The following is a 17,020-nucleotide window of genomic DNA, read 5'->3' as shown; positions in this document are numbered from 1 at the left end:
GTTCACATGGTAAAGAGAGGCATGGACAAGACGGAATTGAAAGCTGCGCTGGAACAGGCGCTGGACGGGGGGCATCTCGCGGTGCGGGTGACGCCCAAGGCCTCGCGCAATGTCGTGGTGGTGGAAGACGGGCAGGTGCGGGTCTATGTGACCACCGTGCCCGAAAGCGGCAAGGCCACGAAAGATGTGATTAAACTTCTGGCCAAGGCTATGGGGCGTCCGAAATCTGCGCTCACGCTGGTGCGCGGGACGACATCGCGGGACAAGGTGTTTCGCTTGGACGCGGATTGATCGCGGCAGGACGGCCCTTGGCGTAGATGGCTAGTCGTCGGGCGCAGTGAGCCGGTAGGCCCCCTCCGGCAAGTCCAGAGCGGCCCCGAGATCGCGCAACTGTTGTAGCGAGAAGGTGATCTTGTGGGTGCGGTCGGTGCGCGTGTCGTGTTGCTCGACCGTGACGCATTCCGCGAAGGCCGAGATGATGACATCGTCCTGAAGAGGTGCTTCGCCCTCATCCACGATGGTGACGACGGTCGCGTCGAATTCGTGTTCTATGGTAAACATAGAGAGATGCTACGCGCAGTTTCGACAAAAGCAAAGCCGGTAAAACGGGCGCGGATGCTTTCTGGCGAGGGAGAGGGCGACCGTGCAGGATGGTGGACGGAGGTTGATTCGAAAAGGTGGATAACACCGATATGTTGTGCGGTGGATTTGCCGAAAATCTGTGCTTTAGCCCTCCAATCACGGAATTTCGGGCGCTGGAGAGGGAAAGTTTACGCGATGTCATGCGGCCTGTGCGGGCTGTTTTTGGTGGCTCCACGATGCAGACAAAACTCTGCCTTTATTTTGACACATTTAGGTTGAAAACCGCGAGATAACCGGTGGTTAACCTTAATTTGTAGATCGATTAGCGTAGGAAGGGTGTCCGATGGCTGTAGAAATCACCGAAAACATGTACGCAATATCTGGGGATATGATTGGCACCTATACGAGTGCCTCTCTGCAGGGCAATGGAGAGGATGCGGTTTTGACCGTCTCCGGAGTGGAGGCGCTGGGCACCTCTGAGAATATTTACTATCTTGAAGTTTATCAGAACGCTTCGGACACCTTTACCAATGGACAATTCTGGCGGCTCATTAATTCTGATGGGAACGTGGTTGCCGACTATATGAACCCTGCGCATGATGCATATCAAGATCTGGGTGCCGGTGATGAGCATGTACTGTTTCAGAACGGGTATATCCTTGATCTTGGCGGGCTTTTGGATAGTACCATGGTATATACCGTTGATGATGAGGTTGCGACACAGAATACAGGGAACAATGACGGGCTGTTGCAAGTTTCTGACGTTGCGGACGCCGTTGACGAGGAAGCCGTATGCTTTGCCGCTGGCACTATGATGCGCACGGCGTCTGGGCTACAGGCCGTTGAGGACTTGAGCCCCGGCGATCTGGTCTGGACCGCTGATCACGGGATGCAGCCCGTGCGTTGGGTCGGGAAAAGCCGCGTTGATCTGACCCGCGCCCCTGATCTTGCTCCGATCGAAATCCAGAAAGGTGCTCTGGGGGCGGATGCTCCGAGCCAGCCCGTCTGTGTCTCTCCGCAGCATCGTGTGCTCGTGACGGGCCATTCTGTCGAGCTTTACGCCGGTCTCGAAGAGGCGCTGGTCCCTGCGCACCGGTTGGTCAATGGCGGGAACATTCGCCAGAAGACCGAGATGACCGAAGTGACCTATGTGCATGTGATGTTCAACCGGCACGAGTTGCTCGACAGCTGTGGCTTGGTGTCCGAAAGCTTCTATCCGGGCGCGACCGCAGTCTCCATGCTTGAGCAGGCCACCCGCGACGAGCTTTTCCGCATTTTCCCGCATTTGCGACTGTTCGGTGATGAGGCGCGGCCCCGTCTGGCGCGGGCGGAGATTCGAGGCAGGGAAGCTGCCCTTTTCAGCAACGCGGCCTGACAGATTTAGAAAAAACTGCACAAACTGCCAAGAAATTGCGCGGGGGCGGGGGCTGAAGGGTCCGAAAACCGCCCCCGTTGGCGTATTTGATCAGGATCAAAGAGGCGCCCGCTGCGGCCATGATCTGCTTTTTGCAGGACATGGGAATGCAGATCGGAGCCTGTCATGATGAAGTTCGGAACCTATGAAGCCCACGCCCGCCTCGTTGAGCGTATGGCGGATGCTTTGGGTGTGGATTTGACGGAACGCGCACAACGCGGCGAAGACCCGTCGGAGACGGAGGTCCGCAACCGCGTTCACCGCTGTCAGGGCTGCACAGCGCCTGAAGCCTGTGTCACCTTTCTCGACCGCTTGGCGCAGGCGGGTGACAAGGCCCCGAGCGCTCCCGATTTTTGCCGCAACAGAAACGAGCTTGCCCGCCTTGCGGCGGAGTGAGACCTGACAGGGCCGCCCTCGGGCCGGCTCTCTCGCAACAAGGAGGACGATACGATGACAGACACCCTTCCTCGCCCCGGCACAGCGTGCCTGATGCATGGCATGGCGGAACGGCTCGGTGCCGATGTGGTTCGTGCCGCCACCTCCGGTGAAATCTCGCCGCAGGAACTGGCAGATATGGAGACCCGTTGCGGCGAATGCACAAAGCATGACGCCTGTATCCTCTGGATGCTCGACCATCAGGGACCTCAGGAACAGACGCCCGACTATTGCCTGAATACGCAAGAACTCAACTATGTGCGGGCGGTGCAAAACCAGTTGGTGGCGGAGTGACGCCGCGACAGGCATAGCTGTGAAAGCGGCGTGCGAGAGATGAGCCGCGCCAGCCCTGTCTTGATGCCTGAGTTTTCGATTTTTCCGCGCCCTGCTTTGGGTCTATACACGGCCCATGCAGATTTATGACGGCATCATATCCGACCGCGGTTCGAAATATGCGGTCTCCGGCGGGCCTTGTGGCTCGGAGGCGGAGGCGAAAGCCTTTCTCAAAGAGCTTTGCCGCAAGAAGAAATTCGCCAAAGCCACCCACAACACATGGGGCGTTCTTCTGCCTGACGGGATGCCGCTCAAGAATGATGATGGCGAAAGCGGCGCGGGGATGGTGATCTTGCGCATGCTGGAGCGCGCCTCTGTGACCGGCCAGATCGTCGTGGTGACACGCTGGTATGGGGGCAAACACTTGGGCGGCGACCGCTTCCGCCATGTGCAGGACGCGGTGCGCTATTATCTGGAGCGTTGCTAAGCGCTGACGCCTCGGGCCTGCCGTCGTTTGTGCCAGCGATAGATGAGCGGCGCCAGTACGCGGTCATAGGCAAGCTCCGACAAAGGCCGCACCAGAGGCCATCCCGTCACACGCGCCAACAAACGATAGCGCGGCATCTCGGTCCAAAGCGCCCGAAACGCCGGCATGCCCGACAAAAGTTGTCCATCCTTTTCGACATAAAGCCTTTGCGCGGCCACATCCGCATCCATTCCCCAGTGCGCCGCTTCCGTGTTCAGATCGTCAAACCGGATCGGCAAATCGCAGCGTTCTGAATAGCCTTTGTAATGGGTGATCTCGTAGGAACACACCGGACATTGGTCGTTGTAGAGAACTTTGGTGTTTGGTTCGGGGTTTGCGTCATTCATGACACAGAGTTAGTGCGATTCTACCTCTTCGACAGGGCCGCCGTGCATTTTCCACGCGGTAAACCCGCCCGCCACATGGGCCACTGATTCAAAGCCCATCTGCACACAGGTCTGGGTCGCCAGAGCCGACCGCCACGCCGAGGCGCAATAGAACACGAATTTCTTGTCTTCGCCGAACACGGGCTTGTAATACGGGCTTTCCGGATCAATCCAGAACTCCAGCATCCCGCGCGGACAGTGGAACGCACCGGGAATCCGCCCCTCCCGCTCCAACTCGCGCCGGTCCCTGAGATCGACAAAGCGGACGCTGTCGTCTTGGAGCAGGGCAATGGCGTTCTCTGTCGGGATCGTCTCGATCACCTCATGGGCCGCGGCGAGCAGGTCTTTGTAATTTTTGAGCATGGCTTCACACTTGTTCACCTCTTGGTTAAGTCTACTTTAAACTTTCCATGGTAATTTTCATATCACTTATGCAGCAGTCGGTAAGCTCTGCTGATTTGAAACGTGTGGACAAAATGTCCAGAGCTGTGTCAAATGAATGCGAACAGGAGAACACACATGTCTATTGCTACCAAACAGGCTTCGCACAAGATTCGTGCCTCCCATCATTCGTGGAGGCGGAGTTCTGCGTTTAAGCCGATGTTCCATGCCGTTGTCACAGTTGACCCGCTTGAAGTTGAAAATGTGTGGGAGCGATTGAGTATCGATACGCGCGCCATAGAGTTTCAGGAGATTCCATTTCGTTTGCATCGTGCGTTAGTAAAGATGTTGCCTAGCTCCGCAGATAGGATGGATGACGTTGAATGACGATGCATCAGAGGGCCAAGAGGGAGAAGTTCTCCCTCCTCTTAATGAGGCTCTTGAAGACCCTTCTCTAAGGCAAACGTTTTTGGCACTGGTCAGTAATTATACTGACCGGCCTGATTTGCTCATTGCTGAAATTGAAAAGCATGATCCTGGTTTCGTGAAGCGTATGAACGAAGCGTCCGAAGAGCATGCAAAAGAAGAGCGAGAGTCTCGCTTTAAATTCGGTAGGTTTCAGGCATATGCTGGCGTGGGCTTGTCTGTTGTTGCCGCCATCGCAGTGTTGGGCATACTTGGCCTAGCGGTTTTCAAGGGAACAGGATTTTGGGTTATTGTCGGTTTGGCTCTGTTTTATGCAGTCACACAAGGCGGAAGTGTTGGCTTCTCACGCCTAATTGACGCAGTCAGCCATTTGGTTTCTCGCAAACAAAATGGCGAGAAACCGGAGGCGGATAAATAGCTGGCTAGCATGTTTGTTTCTGGTGTTGGCTCCTGGAAGTAATCTGTAGAATTAGGCTTTCGTCAAGCCTCCCCACAAATCATACTCCCCAGCCTCATCCACTTCTACCGTCACCAAATCCCCAACGGACAGCCCTTCAGTCCCCTCGTCGATAAACAGGTTCCCGTCAATCTCCGGCGCGTCGGCCTTGGTGCGACACGTCGCAATCCCGTCTTCGTCGATGTCGTCCACGATCACCTGCTGAATCGTGCCGACCTTGGCTTCCAGTTTGGCTTCGGAAATCGCCTGTGCTTTCTCCATGAACCGGTCCCAGCGCTCTTGTTTCAGTTCAGCGGGGACGTGATCGGGCAGGGCGTTCGAGCGCGCGCCGGCCACGTTTTCGTATTGGAAGCAGCCGACGCGATCCAGTTGCGCTTCGTCCATCCAGTCGAGAAGATACTGGAATTCCTCTTCCGTTTCACCGGGGTAGCCGACAATGAAGGTCGAGCGCAGCGTGATGTCGGGGCAGATGTCGCGCCATGCTTTGATTTCGTCGAGCACCTTGGCCGAGGCCGCCGGACGCGCCATGCGTTTGAGCGTGGCGGGGTGGGCGTGCTGGAACGGGATGTCAAGATAGGGCAGCACCGCGTTTGATGTGTCGGCCATGAGCGGGATGAGGTCGCGCACATGGGGGTAGGGGTAGACGTAGTGCAGCCGCACCCAGAGATCATCAGCGGGGGCCAGCCGGCCCAGTTCGCGCGACAGATCGGTGATATGGCTGCGGATCTCCTCGCCCTTCCAGTCGTGGGTGGAGTAGCGCCGGTCCAGCCCGTAGGCGGAGGTGTCCTGCGAGATCACCAGCAACTCCTTGACGCCGGCTTGCACGAGTTTCTCGGCCTCGCGCAGCACCGCATGGGCGGGGCGGCTTGCCAGTTTTCCGCGCATGTCGGGGATGATGCAGAATTTGCAGGCGTGGTTGCAGCCCTCGGAAATCTTGAGGTAGCTGAAATGGCGCGGCGTGAGTTTGACACCGGAGGCGGGTAGGAGGTCGACGAAAGGATCGGGCGCAGGCGGCACGGCCCCGTGCACGGCGTCGAGCACTTGTTCATATTGATGCGGTCCGGTGACGGCCAGAACCTTGGGGTGGACGCCGGTGATGTAATCCGGCTCCGCGCCCAGACATCCGGTGACGATCACCTTGCCGTTTTCCTGCAAGGCTTCGCCAATGGCCTCAAGGCTTTCGGCCTTGGCTGAGTCCAGAAAGCCGCAGGTGTTCACCACCACCGCATCCGCGCCCGCGTAATCGGCGCTGATCTGGTAGCCCTCGGCGCGTAGGCGCGTCAGGATGCGTTCACTATCCACCAAGGCTTTTGGGCATCCGAGCGACACCATGCCGATGGTCGGCTGGTCGCTGCGGGGATTGGCGTTGAAAACCGGCTGGGGCGCGAGGTCGGGGCGGAGGTTTGGCGGGTTCTGGCTCATTGGCGCGATATACTCCGAAAGACGGGTTCGGAAAAGACGCTTTCGTGTGGCTGCACAGTCTCTGTGCGTGGCTTTGCGATACGGAATGCGTGAAATTCGGGTAAGCTACAGAAGATTATTGCACAAATCAGGTTGCCCCATGCTCAACAACACAGCCACCCGCTATGGCGCCGTCGCGCGCTTTTTCCACTGGTCCGTCGCGGTTTTGATTCTCTTTAACATCGCATTGGGGCTGGTCGGGGAAAACACCGCTCGCACCGCCGACACGGCGGGGTGGTTGCAAACGCTATATTCCGTTCACAAAACCATCGGCGTCACTGTGTTCGCGCTTGCGGTGCTGCGGGTGGTTTGGGCGGTGAGCCAGCCGAAGCCGGAGCCGGTTCATCCGGAGCGCAAGGCGGAGACCTTTCTGGCCGAGATGATCCACTGGATGCTCTACGGCGCGATTCTCGTCATGCCCCTGTCGGGCTGGGTGATGCATGCGGCGGAAAGCGGGTTCGCGCCGATCCTCTGGCCGTTCGGGCAGGGGCTGCCCTTTGTACCGAAGTCGGAGGGCGTGGCGTATATGGCCGGAGCAGTGCATGGCCTTGCGGCTCGGGTGATTTATGTCGCGGTTGCGCTGCATGTGGCGGGGGCGCTGAAGCACGCGGTGATCGAAAAGGATGGTGTGCTGGCGCGGATGCTCAAAGGCGTAGAAGCGGGCAGTCCGGACGCGGGACATGTCGCCTTGTGGCCTGCTTTGGCCGGATTGATGATCTGGGCCGCTGTCGTGGCGGTGCCTTTTGTTGCCCCTGTCCCCGAGAGGGCTGAGGGGGCCGCAGCGCCAGTTGAACAGGCGCAGCTTGCCTCTGATCTGCCTGTCTGGCGTGTGGAGGATGGCAGTCTGACGATTTCCGTGCAGCAGATGGGCGCGGCGGTTGAAGGGCGTTTTGACAACTGGTCAGCGGCCATCGCCTATGATGAGGAGAGCGGGACTGGCGAGGTGACGGTGACGATCGACACAACTTCCTTGACGCTGGGCGCTGTAACGGATCAGGCCAAGGGGCCGGAGTTCTTCGACACGGAGAATTTCAGCACGGCGCAGTTCGAGGGCGAGATTTCGCGCGTTGATGACGCTGCGCATGAGGCGGTGGGGATGCTTACGCTGGTGGGACAAGAGGTGCCGGTGACCCTCGCCTTTGATCTGGAGATAGAGGGGGAGGCCGCACGGATGACGGGCACGACTGTTCTGGACCGTCGGGATTTCGGCATGGGCGCAGGGTATGAGGATGAAAGCACCGTAGGCTTTGCGGTGAAGGTTGAAACCAACCTGACTGCGATCCGCCAGTAATATCGCAAATTGTCAAAAATAAAGGCCACCGGCGATAATCCGGCGGCCCTTTTGTTTGATTTGTGCAGGTCTTATTCGGCCACGGTGGCCTCGATGGAGATCTCGATTTCGACTTCATCGGAGACATAAGGTGCGAATTGCCCCATGTCGAAGTCGGAGCGCAACACCGACAATTCGCCGTCAAAGCCCACCCAAGGCTTATTCATCATCGGATGGTCGCCCTTCTGGGTCAGTTCGGCTTCGATCACGACGGGTTTGGTGATGCCGTTGATGGTCAGATCGCCAGTGATTTCGCCTTCGTCATCATCGGTCACTTTGATGCCGGTGGATTTGAACGAGATTGTCGGGTTTTCTTCCGCGCCAAAGAAATCCTCGCTAAGGAAATGCGCGGTACGCTCGGCCCAGCCTGTGTAGAGGCTGTCGGTCGGGAAGGAGACCTCGACAGACGAGTTCTCCGGGGCGGCCTCGTCGAACATGATTGTGCCGTCAAAACCGGAGAACATGCCGGTGGTGGTTGAATAGCCGAGGTGCTCATAGTTGAACACGATCTGGCTGTGGGACGGGTCCAGCACATATTTGACGGGCTCGGCACTTGCAGCGGTTGCCCCCAGAACGAGAGCAGTGGAGAGCAGAAGATGTTTCATGATGTCAAAGCCTTCTTTGGCATGGATGTTGAAGATGGGGTGAGGCTAGCGACTGCTGGCAGGTGGGCATAGTCTACAAGGTTAAACAGATTCTGTGCGTGGGCAAACAGGGCCTTGCGGAAATCCGCCGGAACTGTGCGCTAACCTGTCCGTGCTGCGCTTGCCTATGCCTGTGTCCTTTTGGGACAGAAAAAGCCGCCCGTCAGTTTGTGAGGGGCGGCGTTTGTCAATGCTGTGATGCGGTTGTCGCGCCTTAGCGGCGGCGGTCGCGGCGGGACGACATCGGCTGAAAGGCGACGCCGACATGGGCCTCGCAATAGGGTTTGCCCGGTTGTGAGGGCAGACCGCAGAACCAGAAGTCATCGGTCGCAGGGTCCCCGACAGGCCATTTGCAGGTCTTCTCGGTGAGTTCCATCACGGACAGTTTCTTCGCCTTTTTCTCGACTTCGCTCACCTTCGCCAGTGCTTCGGCGGGGATTTCATTGAGCGACGGCTGTGGCGGCAGCGGCTGACCGGCCGGAATGATTGCGCGACGCGCAGGGCTCATCGGGCGGGGAGCCGTCGGGACCGAGGCCTCGGCGGGCTTCGGAGCAGGCTGGGCTGCGGGTTTGGGCTTGGCCTCGACCTTGGGTTTCGGCGCCGGTTTGGCCTTCGGCTGTGCAGCCGGTTTGGCGGCTCCGCCGGACCCCGCACGGTTCGACAGGCCCAGACGGTGGACCTTGCCGATCACCGCATTGCGCGTCACGCCGCCAAGTTCTTTGGCGATTTGCGAGGCGGATTGACCTTCGCCCCACATTTTCTTCAACAGTTCGACGCGCTCATCGGTCCAGGACATCGTGTTTCCTTCGGTTGTCTGCAGATCCGGGCTGGCCCCGGACCATGATCACCCTCGCACAGGCCGTTTGCGGCCTGTTTTGCCAAGGCATACTTGAGAATTTCCTCTAGCCCCTATTTTAAGCACTACGCTTGCGGTTACAAGCGGTGGTGCGGGAAAACAGAGAAGTTCTCCCACAAGAAGCAGAAGCCTTTATAGCAAGGCGAAGAGGGGATGAAAATGGCTCAATACGAAAACCGGCCCGGAGTGCGGCGCTTCGGTCGCGTCAACTGGCTCGGGCTATACACTCTCGTGATGCGTGAAATCTACCGGTTCCTGACCGTGTGGACCCAGACTCTTCTGGCGCCTCTGGTGACGGCGGGTCTGTTCCTGACGATTTTCACGCTGGCCATCGGCCCCTCGCGCGGTGACATCATGGGGGTGCCTTTTGTGCATTTTCTGGCACCGGGCATCCTGACCATGACGGTGATCCAGAACGCTTTTGCCAATACATCTTCGTCGATCATGATCTCGAAAGTGCAGGGCAATATCGTCGATACGCTGATGCCGCCCTTGTCGCCCGCAGAGCTTGTGATCGGCTATCTTGCAGGCGGTGTCGCGCGCGGGATGGTTGTGGCTGTGGCGATTTGGACCGTGATGGCGGTGTTCGTCGGCTTGCCGCTGCATCACCCGCTTTTCGCGATTGCCTTTGTGCTTCTGGGCGCGCTTTTCATCGGTGGTCTTGGGGTTCTGGCCGGTATCGTCAGCCAGAAATTCGACCATATGGCCGCGATTACGAATTTCATCATCACGCCGTTGTCCTTTCTGTCGGGGACATTCTATTCCGTCGAGACCCTGCCGCAGTGGTTCAAGGTGCTGACGCATATGAACCCCGTGTTCTACCTGATCGACGGTGTGCGCTACGGGGTTATCGGAACCTCGGACAGTTCGCCCTGGTTGGGCCTTGTGGTGATGGGGGCTGTAACGTCGGCCGTGGTTTTCGTCGACTGGGTGTTCTTCAAACGCGGCACGAAGCTGAAGACCTGAGGCGCAGGCCGGCCAAATTTTTGCCTGATTTCATCGATATAACCGGAGTGATTGTCATTGCTCCGGTTTTTCCATGCGCGCTTTCCTGTCTTTGATCTTTACTGTTATGTTCTGCGTTTTGCCGGTGCAGGCTCATGCCGCCGACAGCCTGCCGTCCGAACTGGACAGCGCGGATCGTCGCGCCGAGTTGATCGGGTGGGAGGGTGTCGGGCGTCTGGATATGGCGGGCAAGGGGACCTGCACCGGTGCGCTTATTGCCTCCGATCTGGTGTTGACTGCGGCACATTGTGTTCTGGATGACAACAACACGCCGGTTGCGCCGGAGAATATCCTGTTTCGGGCCGGTTTGCGGCATGGTGACTATGTCGCGGCCTCGCGGGGCATCGCTGTGGCGGTCACGCCGGGGTATGACATGACGGCAAAACGCGGGCCTGCGCAGATCCGTCGCGATGTGGCGCTGATCAAGCTGGCCTCGCCGATTGCCCGCGCCCAAGCCGCGCCCTTTGCCGTGCATCGAAGTTCGAAACCCAATGGCGAGTTGATGGTGGCCTCTTACGGGAGAGGGCGGAACTCGGTTCTATCGATTCAGCGCAGCTGTCATGTTCTGGACTTTGCCCAAGACATCTACACATTTGATTGTGACATCACCTATGGCTCCTCCGGCGCGCCGGTGTTTGCCTATGACGGGGTGCGCCCAGCAATCGTGTCTGTGGTGTCTTCGATTGGACAGCGTGAGGGGAAAACTCTGGGCTTCGGCATGGCTCTGACGGATCGCATTGACGCGCTCAAACGGCAAATCGCGCTCGGTGCGCCTCAGACGGTTGCAAAACCGGCGGTGGTCAAGCGGATTACCGTTGGAACATCGCGCGGCACTTCGGCGGGAAATTCCAAGTTTTTGCGTCCCTAGCCGCACATCCCATGTCTTCGGCTTTGCCCCGCGCGGCCAAGTTGGTATGGGAAGGCTCCGATAGTAAGTGAGCCGCCATGTTTGAATTTGATACTGCTGATCTTCCCCCCTTTGTGCAAACGCTTCTGGATTATGCCGAACAGGGCAAAGACCTCGCGCTCGGCTGGTTGCTTAGTCCCGCCGCTTGGTCGCAATTCGCGCTTCTGGTGGCGGCCTATCTGGCCGCACGTTTTGTTGCCAAACGCTTTGTGCCAAAGCTGGAGGGGCTTTTGCTGCCGCCGAAAGAGGCTGGCGGGATCATTGCCGAGGCGCGGCGCTTTGTAACCATCTTCTTCCCGCTCTCTCTGGCTCTTCTGGCCTATCTCTTCACCGGTATTGGCGAAAGCGTGACGCGCTCGCTCTTTGGCTCCGGTGCTGTGATTGCTTTGGGCAAGCGGGTGTTCTTGTTGTTGGCGGCGCAGGCCTTGGTGAAAACCATCATCAAGGACAGCTTCCTCAAGCTGCTGGGCAAATATGTGCTTTTGCCTGCTATGGTCCTCTATGTGCTCGGTCTTTTGGGGCCGGTCGAGGCGAAGCTTGCGGCGACGGAGATCGGCGCGGGGAATATCCGCTTTTCGCTGATGTCGCTGGTGCGTGGTCTGATTGCGGGGGCTGTGCTGTTCTGGCTCGGGCGATGGTCCACGGGACAGTCGCGCCAGTATATCGGCAAGCAGGAAGAGTTGCGCCCCGCCACTCGTGAACTGGCGATGAAGGCCGCCGAGATATTTATCTTCGGCGCGAGTTTTCTGCTGCTGATGAATATCATGGGGATCAACCTGTCCACCCTTGCGGTGCTCGGAGGGGCCATTGGCGTCGGGCTTGGCTTTGGTCTGCAAAAAATCGCCTCGAATTTTATCTCCGGTGTCATTCTTTTGCTCGAAGGTCAGGCCACCGTGGGCGATTATGTCGAGCTTGACGGAGGCGAGGCGGGGACCATCGTCAAGATGACGGCGCGTGCGGCCATTCTGGAAACCTATGACGGCAAATGGATCGTGGTGCCCAATGAGGATTTCATCACCACCCGCGTGGTGAACTATTCCGACAGTGGGTCTGCCAACCGCTACGAGGCCCCGTTCTCGGTGTCCTATGACACGGACATCAACAAGGTGCCCGAGATTATCGAAGAGGCCGTGGGCAAGCTCGACTTCGTGCTTACCGAGCCGGACGGGCCGGATTGCGAGCTGCGCGGGTTTGGCGACAGCGGCGTGGATTTCTGTGTCGAGTTCTGGGTGAACGGCATTGATGACGGTAAGAACAAATTCACACCTTATGTGCTCTTTGCGATCTGGAATGCGCTCAAGGCCCATGACATCGAAATCCCCTATCCGCACCGGGTTGTTGAAATCAAAGGGCAGGGGCGTTTGGAAAACCTTTGACATTGCGGGCCGTTTGCCCGTAAAGCGCGGGTATGAACATGACCCGCGCATATGTCCCCGAGTCCCGACGTCTCCGATAAACCGGTTTCGACGTCCGTTCGTCTGTGCCCAAGGCGTGTTGCCTGCGGCACAAAATGCGCCAAACCGGCGCAACCTTTAGAAAAATACCCCCCTAACCGTTGACAGGCCCACTGGCTTTCGCCACCCATGAGGCCTCTCATTTCCTGAGGAACCAAACCGATGATCTCTTCCGTTCTGCCGACCTATAACCGGGCTCCACTGTCCTTCGTCAAAGGCGAAGGCTCCTGGCTGATCGAGGCGGGAGGTCGACGCTATCTCGATTTGGGCGCGGGCATCGCGGTGAACACGCTCGGACATGCCAATCCCGAATTGGCCGAGGCGCTGAAGGCGCAGGCCGACACACTCTGGCATGTGTCCAATCTTTACAAGATTCCGGCCCAAGAGGCGCTCGCGGACAAGCTGACCGAGCTGACCTTTGCGGACACCTGTTTCTTCGCCAATTCCGGCACAGAGGCCGCGGAACTGGCGATCAAGATGGCGCGTAAATACTGGTATGACAAAGGTCTGCCGGAGAAATACGAGATCATCACTTTCGAGGGCTGTTTCCACGGTCGCTCCACCGCAGCGATTGCGGCATCGGGCGCCGAGAAGATGGTCAAGGGGTTTGGCCCCGCGCTCGAAGGTTTTGTGCATTTGCCCTTTGGCGAATGGGAGGAACTGGCTGCGCATGTGACCGAAAACACAGCCGCGATCATGATCGAGCCGGTGCAAGGCGAGGGCGGTATCCGCGTTGTGCCTGACGAGGTGCTCAAATCCATGCGCCAGATCGCGGATGAAAAGGGCTGCCTGCTGATTTTTGACGAGGTGCAATGTGGCGTTGCACGCACGGGCAAGCTGTTTGCCCATGAATATGCGGGTGTGACGCCGGACATTATGATGATCGCCAAAGGGATTGGCGGGGGCTTCCCTCTCGGGGGCGTTCTGGCCACGGAAGAGGCCGCCAGCGGTATGACTGCCGGCACCCACGGCTCCACCTATGGCGGCAACCCTCTGGGCTGTGCGATTGGTTTGAAGGTGCTGGAAATCGTTTCCGACCCTGCCTTCCTCGCCGAGGTGAACCGCAAGGCGGGACTGTTGCGTCAAAAGCTCGAAGGACTTATGGCCGATCATCCCGACCTGTTCGAAGGGGTGCGCGGCGAAGGGCTGATGCTTGGGCTGAAGTGCAAGACATCCGCTGCCGATCTCGTGGCCAATGGCTATGAGCAAGGCGTGCTCACCGTGCCAGCCCATGACAACGTGGTGCGGCTTTTGCCCGCGCTGAACATTTCTGACGAAGATATCACCGAAGCGGTTGCACGGATTGACGCCGCCGCAACTGCCCTTGAAAGCTAAGAGCCAGACATATGAAGCATTTTCTCGACATCCATACCACCGACGCCAGAGACCTGCACAGGATCATTGAAACCGCGAAGCTGACCAAGAACGCGCGCCATGACAAGCCGAAGGCCGCGCTGGATGCGGAATTGCCTTTGAAGGACAAGATGGTCGCGCTGATTTTTGAAAAACCGTCGACGCGCACCCGCGTGTCCTTTGATGTCGGCGTGCGCCAGATGGGGGGGCAGACCATGGTGCTTTCGGGCGCGGATATGCAGCTCGGACATGGCGAGACCATTGCCGACACGGCCCGCGTGCTGTCGCGCTATGTCGATATGATCATGATCCGGACCTTCGAGGAGCAAACGCTTCTGGAGATGGCGGACTATGCTTCTGTGCCGGTGATCAACGGGCTGACCAACCGCACCCACCCCTGTCAGATCATGGCCGACATTCTCACTTTCGAGGAACACCGCGGCTCGATCAAAGGCAAAAAGGTGGTGTGGCTTGGGGATGGCAACAATGTTTGCGCCTCGTTCATCCATGCCGCTGGCCAGTTCGGTTTTGACCTGACCTTTGCAGGGCCTGAACCTTTGGACCCCGAGATGGAGTTTGTGGAAGAGGCGCGCGCGAAGGGCTCGAATATCGAGATCACGCGCGATGCAGAGGACGCGGTGAAAGGGGCGGATCTCGTCGTGACCGATACTTGGGTGTCGATGCATGATCCGGCCTCCGCGCGGGAACGCCGCCACAACCAGCTGCGCCCCTACCGTGTGGATCGCAAGCTGATGGCACAGGCCAATCCGGATGCCTTGTTCATGCATTGCCTTCCGGCGCATCGCGGCGACGAGGTGACAAACAATGTCATGGACGGGCCGCAATCGGTCATTTTCGATGAGGCGGAAAACCGTTTGCACGCGCAAAAGGCGATCATGCGCTGGTGTGTCGAGTAAGCCATGTTTTTGGGCGTGTCGGTGGTGCGCCCCATTGATGAATGCAATGAAAAAGGCGCCTCGTGGGGCGCCTTTTCTACATTCTGGAAAGCGTGTCGGGCCTTAGCTGACCAAATGTGACAGGACCCAGAACACAGCCGCCGACAAGGTTGCCGCTGCGGGCACTGTGATCACCCAAGCGGCGACGATGGTCATGAAGTGACTGCGGCGGACCAGCTTGCGACGGTGGCGTTCTTCGGCTGCGATGCGCACATCCTTCTTTTTGCGCATGGTCTCGTCGAGGCGTTTCTCGTGATACCATTCGCGGAAGAAGCCCACGCCAAAGACGCCCCCCACGGCGATGTGGGTCGAGGAGACCGGTAGGCCGAGCCAGCTTGCCACGATCACGGTGATGGCGGCAGAGAGCGCCACGCAATAGGCACGCATCGGGTTGAGTTTGGTGATCTGGCTGCCGACCATACGGATGAGCTTCGGGCCGAACAGGATCAGGCCAAAGGAAATCCCGAATGCGCCGATGATCATGACCCAGTGTGGAATGTTCACCTTGCCCGCAAATTCACCGAACGCATTGGCATGAACGATTGCGGCCAGCGGCCCGACCGCATTGGCAACATCATTGGCCCCGTGGGCAAAGGACAAAAGCGCGGCGGAAATCACCAGAGGCAAACCGAAAAGTGTTTTGAGTGATTTGTTGCGGTTCTCCAACCCTTCGGACTGACGGCGCACCAGCGGGGCGGAGATGACATAGGACAGGGCCCCGATAATCGTGCCGAGTACGAGCGCTGAAAGAATATCGATCTGGATGATTTTCTTGAGGCCCTTGATCGCAAGATAGGCAGAGAAGGCTCCCATCATGATGCCGATCAGCACGGGAACCCAACGGCGGGCGGCTTCGATTTTGTCGGCCTGATAGATGATCTTGGTCTTGATGAACCACAGAAAACCCGCAGCGACCAGACCACCCAGCAAAGGTGAGACCACCCAGCTTGCGGCGATTGCACTCATGGAGGCCCAGTTCACAGAGCCAAACCCCGCGGCGGCAATTCCTGCGCCCATAACACCGCCGACGACCGAGTGGGTGGTGGAGACCGGCGCGCCGATCCATGTGGCGAGGTTGACCCACAGAGCCGAAGACAAAAGCGCAGCCATCATCGCCCAGATGAAGGTTTGGGTGTCGGCCATGGCTGTCGGGTCGATAATGCCCTTGGAAATCGTGGAAACCACGTCCCCGCCTGCCAGAAGAGCACCGGCGCTTTCGCAGAGCGCCGCGATGACAATCGCACCGCCCATAGTCAGGGCGTTGGCGCCCACAGCGGGGGCCATGTTGTTCGCCACGTCATTCGCGCCGATGTTGATCGCCATATAAGCGCCCAGAGCGGCGGCGGCGATGACAAGGGCGGAGCCGGGCTGGCCACCAAAGATCAGGGCGACGAACAAACCGGTTATGATGATGAAGGCCAGCGCAACGCCAAGCCCGACCATAGGGCGCGCGACGTGGAATGTGGCCAGTTCGACCTGACTGATGCGGTTCAGGTCCTTGTCGAGCGTCTTCCAACGCTTCGTGTGTTCTTCCTTTTCCGACATCGTCGCTCTGGCCCGTCATGAATCTGTTAAAAACGGCGCAGCGCTACCGTGCCCGGCCTTGCAATGCAAGCCTTTCACAGTCGTCAGGTGCTAAGGTGTGGCTCAGAAGTCCAGAAGCAGGTCCCGCAACTCCGGCTCGGCAACCAGAGCGGCGGCCTGTTTGGGCGACATCCAGCTTCGTTTGCGTTGGAGTTTTTCGGGGTAGTCGTCTTCGAGATGGTCCACCTCGATCGGGTAGACTGTCGCGGCCACCGGAGCGGGCAAGCCGTTGTCGAGTTTTTTCACATAGTGATACAGACCCAGCGGCTTGTCTTTCACCCGCGCAGGTTTCACGCCCGCCTCTTCCCAGGCTTCCTGAGCGGCCGTGCCCGCGCCATCGAGACCCTTGATCGGCCAGCCTTTCGGGATGATCCAGCGTCCTGTGTCGCGCGAGGTGATGAGCAGGACTTCCTTGCCCTTCTTGCCTAGGCGCCAACACAGCGCAGCCGTCTGAACGCGGTCGGGCCGGCGGAGTAGAGGATCGAAAACGCCCTCCCAAGCGGATTTGAATAGGGTAACCATGAACGAGATATGTGCCTGTTTTTGTCTATATTGCGTATATACATAAGGCATAAGCACCGAAATTGCAA

Annotated in this window: 21 protein-coding genes; 13 read left to right on the top strand and 8 right to left on the bottom strand. The window is 58.5% G+C overall.

Features of this window, described 5'->3' with window-relative positions; genetic code table 11:
- The first annotated feature begins 21 nt into the window (after window positions 1–21).
- Window positions 22–291, top strand: coding sequence for a DUF167 domain-containing protein (locus BM152_RS06705; RefSeq protein WP_066599556.1), 270 nt, complete (start codon window positions 22–24; stop codon window positions 289–291).
- 30 nt (window positions 292–321) lie between these two features.
- Here BM152_RS06705 and BM152_RS06700 read toward each other — a convergent pair whose 3' ends face one another.
- Window positions 322–561 carry a hypothetical protein gene (locus BM152_RS06700; protein WP_066599554.1) on the bottom strand — a complete coding sequence of 80 codons (240 nt, stop codon included), beginning with the start codon at window positions 559–561 and terminating at the stop codon, window positions 322–324.
- A 364-nt stretch (window positions 562–925) separates the two neighbouring features.
- Here BM152_RS06700 and BM152_RS06695 point away from each other — a divergent pair, with 364 nt between their 5' ends.
- From BM152_RS06695 to BM152_RS06680, 4 genes are all read left to right on the top strand, one after another.
- On the top strand, window positions 926–1,957 hold the full coding sequence (locus BM152_RS06695) for a Hint domain-containing protein (protein ID WP_066599551.1): 1,032 nt from the start codon (window positions 926–928) through the stop codon (window positions 1,955–1,957).
- A 165-nt stretch (window positions 1,958–2,122) separates the two neighbouring features.
- Window positions 2,123–2,392 (top strand): DUF6455 family protein, encoded by a 270-nt coding sequence (locus tag BM152_RS06690; protein ID WP_066599548.1) that lies wholly within the window; start codon window positions 2,123–2,125, stop codon window positions 2,390–2,392.
- Between the two features lie 54 nt (window positions 2,393–2,446).
- A complete protein-coding gene (locus BM152_RS06685; protein WP_066599542.1) occupies window positions 2,447–2,725 on the top strand; it encodes a DUF6455 family protein in 279 nt (92 codons plus the stop codon).
- A gap of 115 nt (window positions 2,726–2,840) precedes the next feature.
- On the top strand, window positions 2,841–3,191 hold the full coding sequence (locus BM152_RS06680; RefSeq protein ID WP_066599539.1) for a YigZ family protein: 351 nt from the start codon (window positions 2,841–2,843) through the stop codon (window positions 3,189–3,191).
- Here the strand turns inward: BM152_RS06680 and BM152_RS06675 are convergent.
- The gene (locus BM152_RS06675; protein WP_066599537.1) at window positions 3,188–3,577 is read right to left on the bottom strand and encodes a thiol-disulfide oxidoreductase DCC family protein; all 390 of its coding nucleotides are present in this window, start codon (window positions 3,575–3,577) and stop codon (window positions 3,188–3,190) included. The genes BM152_RS06680 and BM152_RS06675 overlap by 4 nt on opposite strands.
- Before the next feature lie 9 nt (window positions 3,578–3,586).
- Window positions 3,587–3,979 carry a rhodanese-like domain-containing protein gene (locus BM152_RS06670; protein ID WP_066599535.1) on the bottom strand — a complete coding sequence of 131 codons (393 nt, stop codon included), beginning with the start codon at window positions 3,977–3,979 and terminating at the stop codon, window positions 3,587–3,589.
- A 156-nt stretch (window positions 3,980–4,135) separates the two neighbouring features.
- On the opposite strand from BM152_RS06670, the gene BM152_RS06665 reads away from it, so the two are divergent.
- Both BM152_RS06665 and BM152_RS06660 read left to right on the top strand, forming a co-directional pair.
- Complete coding sequence (locus BM152_RS06665; protein ID WP_066599530.1) at window positions 4,136–4,384, top strand: hypothetical protein; 249 nt, start codon at window positions 4,136–4,138, stop codon at window positions 4,382–4,384.
- On the top strand, window positions 4,377–4,841 hold the full coding sequence (locus BM152_RS06660) for a hypothetical protein (protein ID WP_139222478.1): 465 nt from the start codon (window positions 4,377–4,379) through the stop codon (window positions 4,839–4,841). Before BM152_RS06665 ends, BM152_RS06660 begins: the two co-directional genes overlap by 8 nt.
- A gap of 51 nt (window positions 4,842–4,892) precedes the next feature.
- On the opposite strand, the gene rimO is transcribed toward BM152_RS06660, so the two are convergent.
- Window positions 4,893–6,302: a 30S ribosomal protein S12 methylthiotransferase RimO gene (rimO, locus tag BM152_RS06655; protein WP_066599524.1), complete on the bottom strand. Its 1,410-nt coding sequence runs from the start codon at window positions 6,300–6,302 to the stop codon at window positions 4,893–4,895.
- 139 nt (window positions 6,303–6,441) lie between these two features.
- Between rimO and BM152_RS06650 the strand changes: the two genes are divergently transcribed.
- The gene (locus BM152_RS06650; RefSeq protein ID WP_066599519.1) at window positions 6,442–7,632 is read left to right on the top strand and encodes a cytochrome b/b6 domain-containing protein; all 1,191 of its coding nucleotides are present in this window, start codon (window positions 6,442–6,444) and stop codon (window positions 7,630–7,632) included.
- A 71-nt stretch (window positions 7,633–7,703) separates the two neighbouring features.
- On the opposite strand, the gene BM152_RS06645 is transcribed toward BM152_RS06650, so the two are convergent.
- Window positions 7,704–8,276, bottom strand: coding sequence for a YceI family protein (locus BM152_RS06645; RefSeq protein WP_066599517.1), 573 nt, complete (start codon window positions 8,274–8,276; stop codon window positions 7,704–7,706).
- 253 nt (window positions 8,277–8,529) lie between these two features.
- The gene (locus BM152_RS06640) at window positions 8,530–9,111 is read right to left on the bottom strand and encodes a GcrA family cell cycle regulator (protein WP_066599511.1); all 582 of its coding nucleotides are present in this window, start codon (window positions 9,109–9,111) and stop codon (window positions 8,530–8,532) included.
- A gap of 219 nt (window positions 9,112–9,330) precedes the next feature.
- Between BM152_RS06640 and BM152_RS06635 the strand changes: the two genes are divergently transcribed.
- The 5 genes from BM152_RS06635 to argF all read left to right on the top strand — a co-directional run bounded on the left by BM152_RS06635 (window position 9,331) and on the right by argF (window position 14,807).
- Complete coding sequence (locus BM152_RS06635) at window positions 9,331–10,137, top strand: ABC transporter permease (RefSeq protein WP_066599739.1); 807 nt, start codon at window positions 9,331–9,333, stop codon at window positions 10,135–10,137.
- 73 nt (window positions 10,138–10,210) lie between these two features.
- Window positions 10,211–11,044, top strand: coding sequence for a trypsin-like serine peptidase (locus tag BM152_RS06630; RefSeq protein WP_066599509.1), 834 nt, complete (start codon window positions 10,211–10,213; stop codon window positions 11,042–11,044).
- Window positions 11,045–11,121: 77 nt separating this feature from the next.
- Window positions 11,122–12,459 (top strand): mechanosensitive ion channel family protein, encoded by a 1,338-nt coding sequence (locus BM152_RS06625; RefSeq protein WP_066599507.1) that lies wholly within the window; start codon window positions 11,122–11,124, stop codon window positions 12,457–12,459.
- Between the two features lie 240 nt (window positions 12,460–12,699).
- Window positions 12,700–13,872, top strand: a complete 1,173-nt coding sequence (locus tag BM152_RS06620; protein ID WP_066599505.1) for an aspartate aminotransferase family protein — start codon at window positions 12,700–12,702, stop codon at window positions 13,870–13,872.
- Window positions 13,873–13,883: 11 nt separating this feature from the next.
- Window positions 13,884–14,807: an ornithine carbamoyltransferase gene (gene argF, locus BM152_RS06615; RefSeq protein WP_066599498.1), complete on the top strand. Its 924-nt coding sequence runs from the start codon at window positions 13,884–13,886 to the stop codon at window positions 14,805–14,807.
- Between the two features lie 102 nt (window positions 14,808–14,909).
- Here argF and BM152_RS06610 read toward each other — a convergent pair whose 3' ends face one another.
- Complete coding sequence (locus tag BM152_RS06610) at window positions 14,910–16,391, bottom strand: inorganic phosphate transporter (protein WP_066599490.1); 1,482 nt, start codon at window positions 16,389–16,391, stop codon at window positions 14,910–14,912.
- Window positions 16,392–16,493: 102 nt separating this feature from the next.
- A complete protein-coding gene (locus BM152_RS06605) occupies window positions 16,494–16,952 on the bottom strand; it encodes an NUDIX hydrolase (RefSeq protein WP_066599488.1) in 459 nt (152 codons plus the stop codon).
- Between the last annotated feature and the right edge of the window lie 68 nt (window positions 16,953–17,020).

This window comes from Celeribacter halophilus, assembly GCF_900114135.1.
Taxonomy (GTDB): Bacteria; Pseudomonadota; Alphaproteobacteria; order Rhodobacterales; family Rhodobacteraceae; genus Celeribacter; species Celeribacter halophilus.
The sequence above is the reverse complement of the archived record's forward strand: the minus strand, read 5'-3'. Positions and strand labels throughout refer to the sequence as shown.